This window comes from Pandoraea communis (assembly GCF_902459745.1).
Taxonomy (GTDB): domain Bacteria; phylum Pseudomonadota; class Gammaproteobacteria; order Burkholderiales; family Burkholderiaceae; genus Pandoraea; species Pandoraea communis.
Genome location: NZ_CABPSJ010000001.1, coordinates 1,217,527 through 1,235,045, shown reverse-complemented (window position 1 = coordinate 1,235,045; position 17,519 = coordinate 1,217,527). Strand labels below are relative to the sequence as shown.

The following is a 17,519-nucleotide window of genomic DNA, read 5'->3' as shown; positions in this document are numbered from 1 at the left end:
GGCGGCCATGAACTCCACCCTGCCCCTCAAGTTGCTCATCGAACTCGCCCAGAAGGACGTGGACGAAGCCGCGCGGCTGCTCGGCGAACGTCAGAAGCAACGCGCCGAAGTCGAGCGTCAGCTCGACTCGCTGCGCGAGTATCGTCACGAGTACCGCACGCGGATGCAGACGGCGACGATTCAGGGCATGGCGGGCTGCGACTGGCGCAACTTCCAGCAATTCATCGATACGCTCGATACGGCCATCGGCCAGCAAGCCATGCTGCTCGAACAGGCGGAGGAGCGTCTCGCGGCTGCGCGCCGCGAATGGCAGGCGCAGCAGCGCCGCCTGAACTCCTTCGGCACGCTCGCCTCGCGCGAAGCCGCCCGCACAGCCGTGCGGGTCGCGCGTCGCGAGCAGAAGGAAAACGACGAGTACGCCGCGCGCAGCCTGCGCCGTCGTGCCGAATCCCCGATTTGAAGGAAAAGGAAACCGACATGTCGATGCTGAGCTTCCTCACCGATGCCGCGGCTGCCGCCCAACAAGCCTTGAAGGCCAACCGCGCCGGTTCGTCGAACACCGACGACAGCGGCGTGCTGCCCTTCTCCACCGTGCTGCAGCAGACCCGCCAGAGCGCCCAGCCTGCCGGCAACGCAAACAACGGCACGCCGCAGGCGAGCCAGAGCAATACGTCCGCCAACGCGTCGAACAACAACGGCAGCACGAAGTCGGCCGACAACGCCGCGAACAGCAGTGCATCGGCCGGACAGACTGGCCAGACGGGGCAGACGGACGCTTCGAAGAATCCCTCGAAAACGACGGCCGCCAACAACGACAAGGGCGACAAGCCCGATAACGCCGACGACGAGGCGCAAGCCAACGCAGCGCCTGGCGATCCGGCGACCGCCCTTGCCGTGGCGCTGGCCGCCATGAACAACGCGCCGCTCCAGCCGCAAACACCGGTGCCGGCGAGCGCTGCCGAAACCAGCGCAACCGACGGCAAGCCCGGCACCGGCGCGGCCATCGCCGCCGCCGTGAACGGCGCATTGCAAGCCGCTGGCGCCGCCCAACTGACGGGCCAGACGCCGGCCGGCGCTACCGCAGCCGACGCGAAGACCGCGCCCGCAACCGCCGCCGCGAGCGCACCGGCCAACGGCACGGTCACGCCGGCAACGTCGAACGCCGGCAAGACCGGCGGGATCTCGCTCGACGCACTGGCCAAGAACGCCACGACGGCCCCGGCGACCGCTCCGGCCACCGCCGCCGCACAACCGGCGGCCACCGACGCCAAGGCGGCCATGCCCACGGCCAGTGCAGACGCCCAGGCCGCGCAACGCATGGCCGACGCAATGGCATCGGCTCAGGGCAATCGCGACGCCGCCGCACAAGCCACCACCGCCGCCACGCAGGCGGCTGCTCAGGCCATGCAGGCCGCCACGCCTGCCGTCGACGCCCAGCCGCAATTGCAGGTGCAGGCCAATCTGCCGGCAGCGCTCGCACTGAATGCCCGCGTCGGCACGCAGGACTGGAACAACCAGCTCTCGCAGCAAGTGGTGTGGCTGTCGTCCGCGCACGCACAGACTGCGCAACTGAGCCTGAACCCGCCCGATCTCGGCCCGCTGCATGTCGTGTTGAACGTGGCGAACGACTCGGCGCAAGCCATGTTCGTCTCGCAGCACGCAGCGGTGCGCGACGCCGTGCAGGCCGCCCTGCCGCAACTGCGCGAAAGCCTTGCGAACAATGGCATCGCACTGGGCAACGCGACCGTCAGCAGCGATAACTCGCAGCAACAGGCGTTCGCACAGCAAGGCGCGAGCGGAAATGGCGGCGGTAACGGACAAGGCAATGGCAACGCGCGCGGCACACCAGGCTTCGGTCAGGCCGACGACGCGGCGCTGGCCACGACCGTGAGCGTGCCGGTGCGGGCGAGCAACGGCCTCGTCGACACGTTTGCCTGATCTCCCGAACCGGACAGCAACGCATGGATGGCAGTGAAGCCGTGTGCAAACCGGCGCGGCCGGGTGCCGCACTGCCCTAAAGCAAGCGGGTTTTTCTGCCGTTAAGACAAAGACGCGAGTTAGACGCGATTGTCCCTTCTTTTCGGCCGATCACCCCTTGGCGGGTTAGCCGACAATCATTACCCAATAGCAGGCGAATACATGGCAAATCCCGCACCGACGCAAGCCGCGGCCCCCTCAGGAGGGGGCGTGCGCAAATGGATTCTGTTGATCGTTGCGGTAGCGCTCATGGCTGCCGCAGGGGCGGCAACGGCCGTGTATTTGCTCACCGGACATAGCGAAGCGGCAAAAGCACCGCCGCCTCCGCCGCCGCCCGTCTTCGTTGGCATGGACCCGTTCACGGTGAACCTGTCGGGCGAAGACGGCGAGCGATACCTGCATATCGGCCTCTCGCTCAAGGTGGCGGATGCCGAAACGCAAGCACGCATCACGCAGCACATGCCCGAAGTGCGCAGCCGCGTGTTGCTGCTGTTGTCGTCCAAGCAGCCGCAAGATCTGGCCACAATCGACGGCAAGCGCCGTCTGGCGAGCGAGATTCGCACACTGGTCGCGCAGCCGTTTGCGGCCAACATGCCGCAGCAGGCCGTGGGCGAAGTGCTGTTCACCGCGTTTGTAATTCAGTGAGTGATTCATGGCGCATGAGGAGTTCCTGTCGCAGGAAGAAGTCGATGCCCTTCTGAAGGGTGTCACCGGCGAACAGGATGACAGGTCCGAGTCGGAAGTCTATTCCGGCATCAGGCCATACAACATCGCGACGCAAGAGCGTATCGTGCGCGGGCGCATGCCCACGCTCGAGATCATCAACGACCGCTTCTCGCGACTGTTCCGCATTGCGCTGTTCAACTTCATGCGCCGCAGCGCCGAAATTTCGGTCAGCCCGGTGCGTGTTCAGAAGTACAGCGAGTTCATTCGCAACCTGCCCGTCCCGACCAACCTCAACCTGGTTCACATCAAGCCACTGCGAGGCACGGCGCTGTTCGTGTTCGATCCGAACCTCGTGTTTCTGGTGGTGGATAACCTGTTTGGCGGCGACGGCCGGTTCCACACCCGCGTCGAAGGGCGCGATTTCACGCAGACCGAGCAGCGCATCATCGGGCGCCTGCTCGATCTGGTGTTCGAGAACTACGGTGCGTCGTGGAAGCCGGTATATCCGGTCGAATTCGAATACGTGCGGGCCGAAATGCATACGCAGTTCGCCAACGTCGCCACCCCCAACGAGGTGGTGGTCACGACCACGTTCGATATCGAGTTCGGTTCGGTCGGTGGCGAATTCCACATCTGCATGCCGTACTCGATGATCGAGCCGATGCGCGATCAGCTCTCGAGTCCGCTGCAAGGCGAAACGCTCGAAGTCGACAAGCGCTGGGTGCGTCTGCTCTCGCAACAGGTGCAGGCGGCCGATGTCGAAATCGTGACCAACCTCGCCCACATCGACATGACGCTCTCGCAGTTGCTCAACATGCGCGTAGGCGACGTGATTCCGCTCGACGTGCCCGAGGTGCTGGAAGCCAAGGTCGACGGCGTGCCCGTAATGGAATGCAATTACGGCGTCTTCAATGGTCAATACGCGCTGCGCGTGAACCAGATGATCAACCATTCGCACAGCGATTACACGAAGGACAACGAGTGATGAGCGATACCCCTCAAACGCCCGGTGAGGACGCCCAGGCCATGGCGGACGAGTGGGCCAGTGCCATGGCGGAGCAGACGTCTGCCGAGCCGGAGCCCGCTAGCGCGCCGCAACCGGCCGCCGCCCCTGTGTTTCAGCCGCTTGCCGCCACCGCCGGGAATCCCCCGAACGCCACGCACAACGACATCGACCTGATTCTCGACATCCCGGTGCAAATGACCGTGGAGCTGGGCCGCACGAAGATCGCCATCAAGAACCTGCTGCAACTGGCGCAAGGTTCCGTCGTGGAACTCGACGGCATGGCCGGCGAGCCGATGGACGTGCTGGTCAATGGCTGCCTCATCGCCCAAGGCGAAGTGGTGGTCGTGAACGACAAGTTCGGCATCCGCCTGACTGATATCATCACGCCATCCGAACGCATCCGTAAGCTCAACCGATGATGGCAAGAAAAGTCCACGGCAAGCCCGTGCGGCGTGCCGTGGCAAGCGCCACGACCTCTCGCACCACCTGCATCGCCTCTCGCCCCTCCCGCGTGGCGCACGCCGCGCAGGCAATGGCGCGAGCCTTCGGCGCGCCGGCTCGCCGCCGCGGCGTCGGCAGCGTCCTCGGCCTCGCCTTCCTGACGATCTCCAGCGCGCACGCCCAAAGCCCTGCCTCGCAGGCGGCGGCCGTGCCGAGTCTGGGCGGCGCGGGCATCGTGCAGACGGGGCTGGGCCTTGTGCTCGTGCTGGCCTTGTTGTTCGGGCTCGCGTGGCTTGCGAAACGCTTCGGCCTGCAACGTCCGCTGGGGGGCGGCAATGTGCGCATCGTCGGTAGCGCCGCCGTCGGCCAGCGCGAACGTGTGGTGGTCGTGGAAGTCGCCGGCGACTGGATCGTGCTGGGTGTCGCCCCCGGTCAGGTCCGCAGCCTGCATGTGATCGACGCCGATCGCGTCGCCGGCATGCCTGCCGCGCCCACTGTCGCCCAACCGGGCGCGCAAGCCAGCCGCGCGGCGCAGGCTTTTGCGCAAAAATTGCGCGAATCGATGAAAAAGGATTCCTGATGTTGCGTGGCTTGCTGTGCGCCGGAACGTCTCGGGGCCCGGCGGGTCCGACGCTAGGTCTGACGCAGGGACTTATGCTCGGGCTGGCGCTCGCCAGCCTCATCTTGCCGGGCACGGCACTTGCGCAGGCCACGCTGCCCGCGCTGACCACAACACCGGCGCCTGGCGGCGGACAGACCTATTCGCTGTCCGTGCAGACGATGCTGCTGCTCACATCGCTGGGCTTCCTGCCCGCGATGCTGCTGATGATGACGGCCTTCACGCGCATCATCATCGTGCTCTCGCTGCTGCGCCATGCCATTGGTGTGCAGACCTCGCCGCCGAACCAGATCCTGATCGGGCTTGCCCTGTTCCTGACGTTCTTCGTCATGTCGCCGGTCTTCGACCAGGCGTACACCAACGCCTATCAGCCGTTTGCCGCCAACAAGATCAGCTTCGAACAAGCCATCGACACCGGGGCCAAGCCATTCCACGCGTTCATGCTCAAGCAGACCCGCGAAGCCGATCTGGCGCTCTTCGCCAAGCTGGCCAAGACCCCGCCGATGAACGGCCCCGAAGACGTGCCGATGCGCATTCTCGTGCCCGCCTTCGCCACGAGCGAGCTGAAGACGGCATTCCAGATCGGCTTCACGATCTTCATTCCGTTCCTGATCATCGATCTGGTGGTCGCGAGCGTGCTGATGTCGATGGGGATGATGATGGTCTCACCCTCGACCGTCTCACTACCGTTCAAGCTGATGCTGTTCGTGGTGGTCGACGGCTGGCAATTGCTGCTGGGCTCGCTGGCCCAGAGCTTCACCATGTAGCGGCGAGGAACGCGAAATGACTCCGGAAACCGTCATGGCGCTGGCCCATCAGGCCATGCAGGTCACACTGCTGCTCGCCGCGCCGCTGCTGCTCGTCGCCCTCGTCTCCGGTCTGCTCGTCAGCCTGTTTCAGGCCGCCACGCAGATCAACGAAATGACGCTGTCGTTCATCCCCAAGCTGCTCGCGGTGTTCGTCACGCTCGTGATCGCGGGTCCGTGGATGCTTAACCTGATGGTCGACTACATGCGCCAGTTGCTCACCGGTATTCCCGGCCTCGTCGGGTAAGCCGCGCCGGCTTTGATCAGCTTCACTTACGAACAGCTCCTGGGCGTCATCGCGACGTTCCTGTTTCCGTTCGTGCGCCTGCTCGCGCTGTCCATGAGCGCGCCCCTGTTCGGCGATGCTGCCGTGCCCGGCACGGTCAAGATCGGCCTGGCGGGCATCGTCGCGCTGGCGCTCGCCCCGGTACTCGGCCCCATGCCGGCCGTCTCGCCGTTCTCTTGGGAAGGTCTGTGGATTCTCGTGCAACAGGTGATGATCGGCGCGGCGCTGGGCTGGTGCATGCAGATCGTGTTCTCGGCCATCAGCATGGCGGGCGACTTCGTCGGGTTGCAGATGGGTCTGTCGTTCGCCACGCTGCTCACGCCGAACAGCGACGGCAGCACGGCCGTGCTCGGCATGCTGCTCAATGTCGTGGCCATGCTCTTGTTCCTCTCCACCAACGGCCATCTGGTGATGTTCGCCACGCTGGTACAGAGCTTCACCGTGCTGCCGGTGTCGAGCGCGCCGATCTCCGTGGCCGGCTGGCATTACCTCGCCATGCTCGGCGGCCAGCTCTTCACGCTCGCGCTCATGTTGTCGCTGCCGCTCGTCGCGGCGTTGCTGATCTGTAACCTCGCGCTGGGCATCCTGAACCGCGCCGCCCCGCAGCTCAACATCTTCGCCGTGGGCTTCCCGCTCACGCTGGGCGTCGGCCTCGTCGTGCTCGAACTGATGATGCCGCGCCTCGCACCGGTCATGGATCACTTCATCGCAACCGGCATCGACATGATGATTCGCGCCACAGCCGCCTTCGTGCCCAAGGCCTGAGACCGGCGCTCGCGGCATGGCGTGCGTCCCAAAACGACTGCGGGCCACCCGGCGTCATGCCGCGTGGCCCGCAATCTTTTCTGTCATCTCGCGCGGGTGTGCCCGCGCACCGTGCCTCAGAGCAGCGCGAACAGCGAGAGCTTCTGCGTTTGCAGGAAACTCTGTTGCGACGCCTGCAATGCGGTCTGCAACTGTTGAAACTTGGTCGCCGCCGAGTTCCAGTCCACGTCGAGCAGATCGCCCAGCTGCGACTGGTAGTTCAGCGAGTTACTGTCGCCAATGTTGTTGAGCGATGTCAGTTCGTTCATTCGGGAGCCCGTGGTGGTGCGAATGGTCGTGACGTTATCGTAAGTGTTGCTGAACTGCTGGCCGAACGTCGTCAACGCGTTGCTCAGGTTCGCCTGCCCCGTGCCGTTGGTGCCGTTGGTCGGTGTCTTGAGCGTGCTGATCAGCGCCTGCAAATTGTCGAACAGGTTCGTGCTGGCCTTGTTCGCCGGCTGCACGGTGTAGGTGTCGCCGGTGGCCGGCGCCCCCGAGAAGGTGACCGACTTGCCGCCGAACTTGATCGGCTGGCCGGCGGTGTACGCTCCCGTCACGTCGGGCACCGTCACGTCCGTCTGGTCCTTGACCGTGTAATTGGTCGTGGGCGGCGTGGTGGTGTTGTCGATCGCAAAGCTGATCTGATACTGATGGTTCGCGCCCGCGTTGGTCACGTCGGTGGTCGAGACGGTGGAGTATGTCGCGGTGCCCTGATTGGCCGCGGTGCCACTGATCAACGTACTGGCGGTACTCGCCTGAATGCCTTCGAAGATGGTCGGGCCGGGATCGTTGATCGCGATCTGGCGGTTCGGACTCACCTGCACGTAACGCACGCCCATGTCGCCTGAATACGATGCCCCCGTGGGCGACGCCGCGTAAGCGGCCGAATTGCCCATGTAGCCCGAGAACAGATATTGCCCGTTGGCATCGGTCGTGTTCGCGAGCGAGAGCAATTGCTGGAAGCTCGATTGCAGATCGGTCGCAATGGTCGCGCGGTCGGTGTCGTTTAGCGTGGCGTTGCCCGCCGCCGCGACCTGAGACATCACGTGCTGCAACGAGTTGATGATGCTGCCGAAGGTCGAATCCTCGAGCTGAAGCTGGGTCGTCGCAGCCGCACGGTTCGCACCGTACTGGGTGTTCATGCTGTTGTCTTGTGACACGGCGACCGCCTGGGCGGCAGCGATCGGATCGTCGCTCGGCGTCGTCACGCGCTTGCCGGACGAGAGCTGGGCTTGCGTGTTGAGCAGGTCAGAGGTGTTCTGGCTCATCGAGCGCAGCCCCTGATCGTAGATCATGTTGGTGCTGATACGCATTATCGTGCCCCTGCGCTTAGTGGACGATCTGGAGGATGGTGTCGAACAGCGTTGACGCCGTCTGAATCACCTTCGAGTTGGCCTGATAAAGCTGCTGATACTTGATCAGATTGGCCGCCTCTTCGTCGAGGTTCACGCCCGAATTCGACTGCTGTGCCGTCTGCGCCTGTTGCAGCAAGGTGGCCTGCGCGGCGCTGGTGGACTTGTAGGTATTCGTGGTCGAGCCCACGAACGAGACCAGATTGGCATAGGCCGTCGCGTAGCTTTGCGCGCCGCCCACCTTCGTCTTGTCGTTCTGCAAGGCCGAGAGGGCCAGGCCATTGCGGTTGTCGGTCACGGCCCCCGAGTTGTTCGGTGCAATGGTGAACTTGTCGGTATCGCCCGGCGTGCCGCTGAGATTGACCGTCATGCCGTTCATGGTGATCTTGGCACCCGTGGCGGCGTTGTACGGGACGGTGGCGCCGGCCGCGTAGGGCGTCGTCACACCGTTGACCGTGACGGTCATGGCCGACGGCGCAACCAGCGTCAACGCGCCGGTCGCGGGGTCCTTGCTGAACGTGAAGGTCACCGGGGCCGCCAGCACGTTCGACAGATAGGTCGCGTCCACGCTGCCCTGGTCCACCTTCAGCGAGCCACTGTTGCCGCTGGCCGTCGAGGCGATGATCGGCGCGGCCAGTGCAATCTTGCCCGGATCGGTGATCGCCACGCCGATGTTCTGTGCCGCATTGCGCGTGGGCTGGATCGTGAAGCTGTCACCCGCCGCCATACTGCCCGTCGTGACCGAAAAGCCGTCGCCGAAGGCTACGCCGCCGCCGTCCACGAAGTTCAGTGGCGTGCCCGGCAGCGCCGGTGCACCGGCGGTCCACTTCGCGCCGTCGGACTGGCGCGTCAGCGTGTAGTTCGTGCCGTCGAAGCCCACGGTGTAATCGCTCGTCGTCACCTTGGAGGCATCGGTGATCGTGGCGTTGAGGGTGGCGGCGTTCGAGTTGCCCGTGTTGGCAATGACCGTCGGGTTGGGCACGGTGAAGAAGTTGCCGCCCATCTGACCATAGAGGTCCAGGCCGAGCTGGTTCTGGGCGTTGAACGTGCCGGCCAGCGACAAGGCGATCTGGCCGAGCGAGTTCTGAGCCTGCGTGAGCGCGCCGCTGCGGAACGACAACAGGCCGGCCAGCGAGCCGCCGGTGATCGACGATTCCGGAATCGGCACCTTCGTCCCGTTGGGGCTCACATACGCGATGGTCACTTGCGACGGATCGCTCGTCGAAGGCACCGTGGTGAGCTGGTAGGCCGAGTTGCCCGTCACCAGCGACTGGCCATTGCCGATGAAGACGTTGTACGCGCCGCTGCTGTCCTTGACGACGTTCGTCTGCACGATCGCGTTCAGGTTCGCCACGGCCAGGTCGCGCTGGTCGAGCAGGTCGTTCGGCGTCGCGTTGATGCCGTTGGCCTGCGCCTGTGCAATCGCGTCGTTGAGCGAGGCGATCTGCTTGGCGTAGGTGTTGATCTGATCCGTCGACTGGCTGAGCGTGCCGTTAACGCTGGTGCGCAGCGAGGACAACGTGCCCGAGAGCGACTGGAACATGCTCGTGAGCGTTTGCGCCGACGAGATCACCGTAGCCCGGGTGGCCGAGTTATTCGGCGCCGTCACGATCGTCTGCAGGTTCGTGAAGAACGTGGACATCGAGGCCGACAGGCCGGTCGTCGAGCTGCCCAGCGCGTTGTTGATCTGCGAGATCTGCTGGTAGTAGGTGTTGAGCTGGCTGTACTGGGTCTGCGCCTGATTGACCTGATTCGACAGGAATTGGTCGTACACACGCGACACGTCGGTCACGAGCACGCCCTGGCCGAGGTAGCCCATGCCGGTGAACTGGCTGTTCTGCTGCGCGTAGTTGACGATCTGGCGGTTATAACCGGCCGTCCCCGAATTGGAGATGTTGTTGCCGGTGGTATTCAGGGCGAACTGGGAGGCGTTCAGCCCACTCATGCCAATATTGATTAGGCTCATGATCTCGCGGCTTGAATTAGAGGCGCGCCCCGCGGCCCAAGGCCCGCTCGCGCACCGTTACCGATGTGTTTACGGCAGCCCGGCGGCAATATTGAGGCCACCGCGCCAGATGATTTCGTCCCGTTTGCCGTACTCGCGGCCAGCCAACGGCCGGCCGCCCCTGCCGCCCGGTGCTCAGGCGAAGTGCTTCATGATCTTCATGAGCTTGCTGGCGTACTGCGGATCGGTCGCGTAGCCCGCGCGCTGGAGATTGGTGGCGAAGCTCGCCGCGTCGTTGGCGCTCGCCACGACCGACGCGTAGCGCGGGTTGTTCGAGATCAGATTCGCGTAGTCGTTGAACGCCTCGTCGTACGAGCGATAGGCGCGGAACTTTGCCATCACCTTGCGCGGCTGGCCGTTCACGTACTCCGTCGTGGCGACCTCGACGGTCGGCCCCGTCCAGTGCTTGCCCGCCTTGATGCCGAACACGTTGAAACTCGTGCTGCCGTCGCTGCGACGGATTTCCCGCTTGCCCCAGCCGGACTCGAGCGCCGCCTGGCTCAGCATGAAACGCGCCGGGATACCGCTCTGCGCGCTGGCGTTCTGTGCGGCCGTGGCCATGCGGTCGACGAACTCGCCCGCAGCCGCCGGTGCGCCGTCGGCCACCCCGATGGCATCGGCCGAGTTGTAGGCACGGCCCTGAAGCGACTGCTGACGCCCCACCGCAGCAGGCGGCAGCGTCGTGCCGGTCGTGGCGAGCTGCTTGAGCATCAGATCGGCCAACCCGATGCCCTTGTGCGACGTGAGCTGCTGGGCAAGCTGGTCGTCGAGCATGCCGCTGAACATCTTTTCCTGATCGCTGCCGAGCAGGCCGCCGGACATGGTGGCATCGCGCATGCTCTTGAGCATCATCTGGGTGAAGACGGCCTCGAATTGCTTGGCGGCCTGTTGCGTGGCCTGCGGCGTCTGCTGGTGCGCGGCGGCGCGCAAGGCCGTGAGGCCCTGCATGTCGTACGTGGCGCGCTGCGTCAGGTCGGGCAGGTTCTTGCCCGCCGCGCCGGTAAGGCGGTTGCCGTCGGCCATATCAGATGATCTCCAGATCGGCGCGCAGGGCGCCCGAGGCCTTCATGGCCTGCAGAATCGACATCAGGTCTGCCGGACTCGCACCGAGCGAGTTCAGCGCCTTGACGACGTCGGCGAGGTTGGCGCCCGCCTTGACCATCTTGAGCGCGTTGTTCTCCTGTTGGACGGAGATTTGCGAATTCGGGGCCACCACCGTCTGTCCACCCGAGAATGGCGCCGGCTGGCTCACGTTGTTCTGCGTATCGATGACCACCGACAGATTGCCGTGGGCCACCGCGCATTGCTGGATCGTCACGTTCTGGTTCATCACGACCGAACCGGTCCGCGCATTGATGATGACGCGCGCGGCCGTGTTGTCGGGGCGCACTTCCAGACTCTCGAGTTGCGCCAGAAACTGCACACGGGCGGCCGGATCGGTCGGCGTGCGCAGCAGAATCACGCGGCCATCGAGGGCCTGGGCCGTGCTGAAGCCGAAGCGGCGGTTCACGGCGTCGACCACGCGCTGCGCGGTCGAGAAGTCGGTAACGTTCAACTCCATTTGCAGGGTGCCCGGCTGGCCACCCATGGCGCTCGGCACAGCGCGCTCGACGATAGCGCCGCTCGGGATGCGGCCCGACGCCAATTGGTTGACGGTCACGCTCGAGCCGTTGGCCGACGCGCCGGCGCCCCCCACGAGCAAGTTGCCCTGCGCGAGCGCGTAGACCTGTCCGTCCGGCCCCTTGAGCGGCGTCATGAGCAGCGTGCCGCCGCGCAGGCTCTTGGCATTACCCATCGACGACACCACCACGTCGATGGCCTGACCGGGGCGGGTGAATGCCGGCAGCGTGGCCGTCACCATGACGGCTGCCACGTTCTTCAACTGCATGTTGGTGCCGGGCGCGACGGTAATCCCCAACTGCGAGAGCATGTTGGTCATGCTCTGCACGGTGAACGGCGTCTGCGTGGTCTGGTCGCCCGAGTTATCGAGACCGGCCACGAGACCGTAGCCGATCAACTGGTTGTCGCGCACGCCCTGAATCGAAGCCAGCTCCTTGAGCCGCTCGGCGTTTGCCACGCCCGGCACCAGCAGCGCCACGCTTGCCGCGCCCGCCACGGCAAGCGTGGCAACGAAGCGGCGGACTGCCTGGCGGAGGTGACGGTGTTGGGACGCGCGGCGCGACAGGGACGGCATGATCGACATCAGAAGGGCGAAACGTTAAGGAAGAAGCGCTGCAGCCAGCCCATGGTTTCGGCTTCATTGATGTAGCCCTTGCCACGGTATTCGATGCGCGCATCGGCCACCTGCGTCGAAGGCACGGTGTTCGCGCCCGAAATCGTCTGCGGGCTGACGATGCCCGAAAACTTGATGTACTCCGTGCCCTGATTGATGGCGATCTGCTTCTCGCCCGCCACGGCCAGATTGCCGTTGGACAGCACTTCCATCACGGTCACGGTGATCTGCCCCGAGAACACGTTGTTGGCGTTGGCCGCGCCCTTGGCGTCGAACTTGTTGCCGCCGCTTGCGTTCAGCGACTGGTTGTTGAACACGCCACCGACCACACCCGGCATCTGGTTGAGCGAGAGCGTTTCGCTGCCTGCGCGGTTGGCGTTGGCGGCCGAGTTCTTGCTTGCCGCCGTGTTTTCGTTGATGACGATCGTGAGGATGTCGCCAACGTTACGCGGACGGCGGTCTTCGAACAGCGGGCGATTCGAGTACAGCGGACGGTAGATCGAGCCTTCCGGGTCAGCCGCCATCGGCGGGGGCGGCGGGCGCGTGGTCGTCGGCCCGTTCACCACCGGCTCCTGCGGCACATAAGCGCAGCCGGCCAGACCGCTCAGCGCGGCGGCGGCCACAAGCGCCAGATACCGCGCGTGGCCAGCGCTGCGTTGCGTTGCCGTCGGGGCGGTCGTTCGAGCGGACATATCGACGTTCATTCCTGAGAACTTTCAGCGGCGAACCGCTGCTTACATCTGGGTCAGACGTTGCAGCATCTGGTCGGATGCCGTGACCGCCTTCGAGTTGATTTCATAGGCGCGCTGCGCGGAAATCATGTTCACCAGTTCTTCCACCACGTTCACGTTCGACGTTTCGACGTAGTTCTGGTTGAGCACGCCCGCGCCGTTGGTGCCCGGCTGCGCCACGTTGGGTGCGCCCGAGGCGGCCGTCTCGGCGTACAGGTTCTCGCCCATGCTTTGCAGACCGGCGTTGTTGATGAACGTGGCGAGCTGGAACGTACCGATCTGCACGTTGGCCGTGCTGCCCGGCTGCGTAACCGAGACCGTGCCGTCGCGCGCAATGGTCAGCGACAGCGCGTTGGCCGGAATCGTGATGGCCGGCTGAATCGGGAAACCCGAGGCCGTCACGAGCTGACCGTTGTTATCGACCTGGAACGAGCCGTCGCGCGTATAGGCGGTCGTGCCGTCCGGCATGAGCACCTGGAAGAAGCCGTCGCCGTTGATGGCCACGTCCTTGGCATTGCTCGTCGAGGTCAGGTTGCCCTGCGTGAAGATGCGCTCGGTCGCGGCCGGGCGCACACCGGTGCCCAGTTGCAGGCCCGAGGGCAGCAACGTCTGCTGCGACGACTGCGCGCCAGGCTGGCGGATCGTCTGATACAGCAAGTCCTCGAACACCGCGCGGCCCTTCTTGAAGCCGTTCGTGCTGGTGTTGGCGAGGTTGTTGGAAATCACGTCCATGTTCGTCTGCTGGGCGTTCATGCCGGTGGCAGCGATGTAGAGCGAACGGATCATTGGGTCATTCTCCCCGTGTACGTTGGCGGTGCGGGGTCTTTCACGACCCCGGCGCACCCCCGCGCGTTAGCTGAAGTTCAGCAACTGGTTGGCGGTTTGTTCGTTGGTATCGGCCGTCGAGAGCATCTTCATCTGTATCTCGAAAGCCCGCGATTGGGAAATCATGTTCACCAGACCACTGACCGGATTGACGTTGCTGTTCTCGATCGAACCCGAGACCACCACAACATTCGGATCGACCTGCGCCGGTGCGTTGTTCGCCGTGCGGAACAGTCCGTCGTCGCCGCGCACCAGATTGCCTTCCGGCGGATTCACCAGCTTCAACTGCCCCATGACGGCGATGGAGTTGGGCGGATCACCCTGCCCAAGTGCCGAGAGCGTGCCGTCGGTGCCGATGCTCACGGCCGCGCCCGGCGGCACGGCGGCCGGCCCGGCGTCGGTCATCACCGGCAGCCCGTGCAACGTGAGCTGACCGTCGGCGGTCATCTCGAGGTTGCCACCGCGGGTATAGGCTTCGCGGCCCTGCGCATCGCGCACGGCGAGCCAGCCCTGCCCCTGAATGGCAACATCGAGCGCACGGCCGGTCTGCTGCATGGCGCCCGGCGTGAAGTCGGTGCCCGGCGTGGACGTGGTCACGAACGTGCGGGTGCCCGTCGTGCCGTCTGCGGCGCGCACGGGGGTCTGGCGAAACGCCGCGAGCTGGGCGCGAAAGCCCGGCGTCGAAACGTTCGCCAGATTGTTGGCGGTGGTCGATTGCTGCTCCATCGCCTGCTTCGCGCCCGTCATGGCGATATAGATCAGACGATCCATCGACGCCCCTCCTCCAAGTTACGCATGTGCGCCGTCCGCCTTACAGATTCACCATCGTCTGCATCAACTGGTCTTCCGTCTTGATCGTCTGCGCGTTGGCCTGATAGTTACGCTGCGCGGTGATCATGTGGACCAGTTCCGCCGTCAGATCGACGTTCGACGCTTCCACTGCGCCGGCCTGCAGCTTGCCGAGGTTCGTGCCGCCCGGCACGCCGACGATCGGAATGCCCGAATCGGCCGACTCTGCCCACAGGTTGTTGCCCAGCGGAATCAGGCCCTGCACGTTGTTGAAGTTGGCGAGTGCAACCTGACCGAGCGTTACCGACTTGGTGTTCGAATACGTGCCGACGATCGTGCCGTCTGCATTGAACGTGAAGCCCGTCAGCCGGCCCGACGTGTAGCCGTCCTGCGTGAGCGTGTTCGGCGTGTAGGTATTGCCGTACTGCGTCGTGCCCGTCAGGTTGAGCGTCAGGGTCGCGGGCGACGCGCCGTTGCCGTAGGTGATGGCCGGCAGCGTGATCGGGCCGGTCACGGCCGCGCCGGTCGAATCCGTCTGCGCGACGAGGCTGCCCGCCGTGTTGAACGTCATCGTGCCGATCGGGCCAGCGCCGATTTGCGTCGTGCCGTCGACCGAACCGTACACGGTCCACGTGGCGTTGTTGGTCACCGGATCGACGCTCGTCTTCTTGAAGTACACGTTGACGTCGTGCGAATTGCCCAGCGAGTCGTAGACCTTGAGCGACGTGGCGTTCGTGTACGAGGTCGGATCGGTGATCGAGAACGCCGTGGCGTTGAGCGGACTGCGCGAGTCGAGGTTGAACTGGCCCGTGATCTTCGTGGTGGCGGTCGGTGCCAGATCGCCCGTCGGGATCTGGAGATCGACCGGCGAGACGCTGTTGACGATGCCGTTCGGGCCGGCAAGGTAACCGGTCAGGTGGTCCCCATTGGCGTCGACGATGTAGCCGTTCTTGTCGAGCGAGAACTGGCCGTTACGGGAGTAGGCGATGGTGCCGTTGTTCGACATGCGGAAAAAGCCGTTGCCCGAGATCGCGAGGTCGAGCTGACGGTTCGTGACCGTGATGTCGCCCTGTGTGAATTGCTGCGCGACGGTCGACACACGCGTACCGATACCGACGGTGTTGTTGCCCGCGCCGAACAGCGAGTTCGCGTAGATGTCGGCGAACTGCGCCTGTCCCTGCTTGAAGCCGACGGTGGCCGCATTGGCAACGTTGTTGCCGATGACGTCCAGGTCCTTGGAGGCGGCGTTCAGGCCGCTCAGTCCGGTCGAAAATGCCATGGTGATACTCCTGAAATTCGGTGATCGACGATGTTTGTCGCGATGAAAACGGTTTAGGGCTTACGTCGGATGGAGCGGTTACAGAATTTCGCGCACGTCGGAGAGCTTGATGTTCGAGCCCGTGCCGACATTGAGCAGCGGCGCGCCCGTCGTGCTGGCCACCACGCTCTGAACCTGTGCGTAGGAGAGCAGCGTCGGCGTCACGGCCTTGCCGTTGGCCGAGGCGGTCACCGTCAGCGAGTATTTGCCGTCGGCCACGGTGGCGCCGGCGTCGTCCTTGGCGTCCCACGTGAGCGCCTGCACACCGGCGTCGAGCGCACCGGCGTTGACCGTGCGCACCACCTTGCCGGTGCTGTCCTTGATCTGAATCGTGACGGTGTCGGCGTCGCCCGCCAGTTCGAAGCCGAATGGGGTGGCCGTCTTCGTGACGGTACCGTCCGTTGCCGTCGTGCTGCCCACGCCGATGTTGTTGCCAGGAACCAGCACGCCCTTACCGACCAGCGCGGCGGCTTGCAGGCTCTGCGTCGAGTTGAGCTGCGACGTCACCGACGACAGCGTGGTGTTCAACTGGGTGATGCCTGTGACCGTGCTGATCTGCGCGAGCTGCGAGGTCACCTGCGAGTTTTCCATCGGGTTGAGCGGGTCCTGATTGTTCATCTGTGCGACGAGCAACTTCAGGAAGCTGTTCTGCAGATCGTCTGCGCTGCCGGCCGAGGACTTCGAGCTGGCGCTGTTGCTCGCCGTGCCGTTGACCGAATCCAGGAACGACTGCGAGAAATTGGCAGCGTTCGACGTGTTGATACTTGCCATTGTTCTGGTCTCCGCGCGGCCCCTTACTGGCCGACCGTGAGGGTTTTGAGCATCAACGTCTTGGCGGTATTGAGTGCCTCGACGTTGGCCTGATAGGAACGGGAGGCGGAGATCATGTTGACCATCTCCTCTACCGGATTCACGTTGGGCATGGTCACGTAGCCCTGGGCGTTGGCTGCCGGATTCTTCGGGTCGTACACCGTCTTGAGCGGCGACGGGTCGTTGACCACGCCGGCCACCTTCACGCCGCCCACGTCGGTGCCCGTCACCGGGTTGACCTGAAACACCACCTGCTTGGCGCGGTACGGCTGACCGTCCGGGCCGGTCACCGACTCGGCGTTGGCCAGATTGCTGGCCGTGACGTTCATGCGCTGCGACTGGGCCGTCATGGCCGAGCCGGCAACATCGAAGATGCTCATGAGTGGCATGGCACTTACCCTTGACTCGTGATGGCTGCCAGCATCGTCTTGATCTGGCTGGACATGACCGTGAGGCCCGTTTGGTAATGCACGGCGTTATCGGCGAAGTTCACGCGCTCGGCATCGAGTTCGACGGTATTGCCGTCGACGCTTTGTTGATACGGCACGCGATAGAGCAGCTCGGGGCCGCCCATCGGCGGCGCGGCGCTCACGCCACGGCCGGCGATATGCCGCGAGGACGTGCGCGAAAGCGACACGCTCGACTCGGTGGCGAGCTGCTGCTGCGCGCCGCGCTCGACCGCCTGGCTCAACGCACTGTTGAAATCGACATCGCGCGCCTTGTATCCCGGCGTGTCCGCGTTAGCGATGTTCGACGAGATCACCTCTTGACGGTAGGCGCGCATGGCCAGCGCCTGCTGGGAAAATCGCAATGCCGCATCCAGTTTGTCCATGATCTCGTCTCGCCCAATG

The 17,519-nt window shown here is 64.6% G+C and carries 20 protein-coding genes; 9 read left to right on the top strand and 11 right to left on the bottom strand.

Annotated features, from left to right (window positions below):
• The first annotated feature begins 7 nt into the window (after positions 1-7).
• The 9 genes from fliJ to fliR all read left to right on the top strand — a co-directional run bounded on the left by fliJ (position 8) and on the right by fliR (position 6,566).
• Positions 8-460, top strand: coding sequence for a flagellar export protein FliJ (gene fliJ / locus PCO31110_RS05595; RefSeq protein ID WP_010807711.1), 453 nt, complete (start codon positions 8-10; stop codon positions 458-460).
• A gap of 17 nt (positions 461-477) precedes the next feature.
• The gene (locus tag PCO31110_RS05590; RefSeq protein WP_150689806.1) at positions 478-1,938 is read left to right on the top strand and encodes a flagellar hook-length control protein FliK; all 1,461 of its coding nucleotides are present in this window, start codon (positions 478-480) and stop codon (positions 1,936-1,938) included.
• Between the two features lie 201 nt (positions 1,939-2,139).
• The gene (gene fliL / locus PCO31110_RS05585; protein ID WP_036664108.1) at positions 2,140-2,622 is read left to right on the top strand and encodes a flagellar basal body-associated protein FliL; all 483 of its coding nucleotides are present in this window, start codon (positions 2,140-2,142) and stop codon (positions 2,620-2,622) included.
• A gap of 7 nt (positions 2,623-2,629) precedes the next feature.
• Positions 2,630-3,628, top strand: a complete 999-nt coding sequence (gene fliM / locus PCO31110_RS05580; RefSeq protein ID WP_010807714.1) for a flagellar motor switch protein FliM — start codon at positions 2,630-2,632, stop codon at positions 3,626-3,628.
• The gene (gene fliN / locus PCO31110_RS05575) at positions 3,628-4,068 is read left to right on the top strand and encodes a flagellar motor switch protein FliN (protein ID WP_010807715.1); all 441 of its coding nucleotides are present in this window, start codon (positions 3,628-3,630) and stop codon (positions 4,066-4,068) included. The genes fliM and fliN overlap by 1 nt, the downstream gene beginning before the upstream one ends.
• Entirely contained in the window at positions 4,065-4,670 is a 606-nt protein-coding gene (gene fliO, locus PCO31110_RS05570; RefSeq protein ID WP_246189730.1) for a flagellar biosynthetic protein FliO, read from the top strand. Before fliN ends, fliO begins: the two co-directional genes overlap by 4 nt.
• Positions 4,671-4,744: 74 nt before the next feature.
• On the top strand, positions 4,745-5,476 hold the full coding sequence (gene fliP / locus PCO31110_RS05565) for a flagellar type III secretion system pore protein FliP (protein ID WP_051126525.1): 732 nt from the start codon (positions 4,745-4,747) through the stop codon (positions 5,474-5,476).
• A gap of 16 nt (positions 5,477-5,492) precedes the next feature.
• A complete protein-coding gene (gene fliQ, locus PCO31110_RS05560) occupies positions 5,493-5,762 on the top strand; it encodes a flagellar biosynthesis protein FliQ (RefSeq protein ID WP_010807718.1) in 270 nt (89 codons plus the stop codon).
• Between the two features lie 12 nt (positions 5,763-5,774).
• Positions 5,775-6,566 (top strand): flagellar biosynthetic protein FliR, encoded by a 792-nt coding sequence (fliR, locus tag PCO31110_RS05555; protein WP_010807719.1) that lies wholly within the window; start codon positions 5,775-5,777, stop codon positions 6,564-6,566.
• A 116-nt stretch (positions 6,567-6,682) separates the two neighbouring features.
• Here fliR and flgL read toward each other — a convergent pair whose 3' ends face one another.
• From flgL to flgB, 11 genes are all read right to left on the bottom strand, one after another.
• On the bottom strand, positions 6,683-7,918 hold the full coding sequence (gene flgL, locus PCO31110_RS05550; protein WP_010807720.1) for a flagellar hook-associated protein FlgL: 1,236 nt from the start codon (positions 7,916-7,918) through the stop codon (positions 6,683-6,685).
• Between the two features lie 16 nt (positions 7,919-7,934).
• Complete coding sequence (gene flgK / locus PCO31110_RS05545; protein ID WP_150689805.1) at positions 7,935-9,923, bottom strand: flagellar hook-associated protein FlgK; 1,989 nt, start codon at positions 9,921-9,923, stop codon at positions 7,935-7,937.
• Between the two features lie 174 nt (positions 9,924-10,097).
• Positions 10,098-10,985, bottom strand: coding sequence for a flagellar assembly peptidoglycan hydrolase FlgJ (gene flgJ / locus PCO31110_RS05540; protein WP_010807722.1), 888 nt, complete (start codon positions 10,983-10,985; stop codon positions 10,098-10,100).
• A gap of 1 nt (position 10,986) precedes the next feature.
• Positions 10,987-12,156 carry a flagellar basal body P-ring protein FlgI gene (locus PCO31110_RS05535; RefSeq protein ID WP_370855807.1) on the bottom strand — a complete coding sequence of 390 codons (1,170 nt, stop codon included), beginning with the start codon at positions 12,154-12,156 and terminating at the stop codon, positions 10,987-10,989.
• An 8-nt stretch (positions 12,157-12,164) separates the two neighbouring features.
• The gene (locus tag PCO31110_RS05530) at positions 12,165-12,887 is read right to left on the bottom strand and encodes a flagellar basal body L-ring protein FlgH (RefSeq protein WP_051126524.1); all 723 of its coding nucleotides are present in this window, start codon (positions 12,885-12,887) and stop codon (positions 12,165-12,167) included.
• 42 nt (positions 12,888-12,929) lie between these two features.
• Entirely contained in the window at positions 12,930-13,712 is a 783-nt protein-coding gene (flgG, locus tag PCO31110_RS05525; protein WP_010807725.1) for a flagellar basal-body rod protein FlgG, read from the bottom strand.
• A 66-nt stretch (positions 13,713-13,778) separates the two neighbouring features.
• Positions 13,779-14,522: a flagellar basal body rod protein FlgF gene (locus PCO31110_RS05520; protein WP_010807726.1), complete on the bottom strand. Its 744-nt coding sequence runs from the start codon at positions 14,520-14,522 to the stop codon at positions 13,779-13,781.
• A 40-nt stretch (positions 14,523-14,562) separates the two neighbouring features.
• Entirely contained in the window at positions 14,563-15,819 is a 1,257-nt protein-coding gene (flgE, locus tag PCO31110_RS05515) for a flagellar hook protein FlgE (protein WP_150689803.1), read from the bottom strand.
• A 78-nt stretch (positions 15,820-15,897) separates the two neighbouring features.
• The gene (flgD, locus tag PCO31110_RS05510) at positions 15,898-16,629 is read right to left on the bottom strand and encodes a flagellar hook assembly protein FlgD (protein ID WP_150689802.1); all 732 of its coding nucleotides are present in this window, start codon (positions 16,627-16,629) and stop codon (positions 15,898-15,900) included.
• Between the two features lie 23 nt (positions 16,630-16,652).
• Positions 16,653-17,057 (bottom strand): flagellar basal body rod protein FlgC, encoded by a 405-nt coding sequence (gene flgC, locus PCO31110_RS05505; RefSeq protein ID WP_010807729.1) that lies wholly within the window; start codon positions 17,055-17,057, stop codon positions 16,653-16,655.
• 5 nt (positions 17,058-17,062) lie between these two features.
• Entirely contained in the window at positions 17,063-17,503 is a 441-nt protein-coding gene (gene flgB / locus PCO31110_RS05500; protein ID WP_036664149.1) for a flagellar basal body rod protein FlgB, read from the bottom strand.
• Positions 17,504-17,519: the final 16 nt, after the last annotated feature.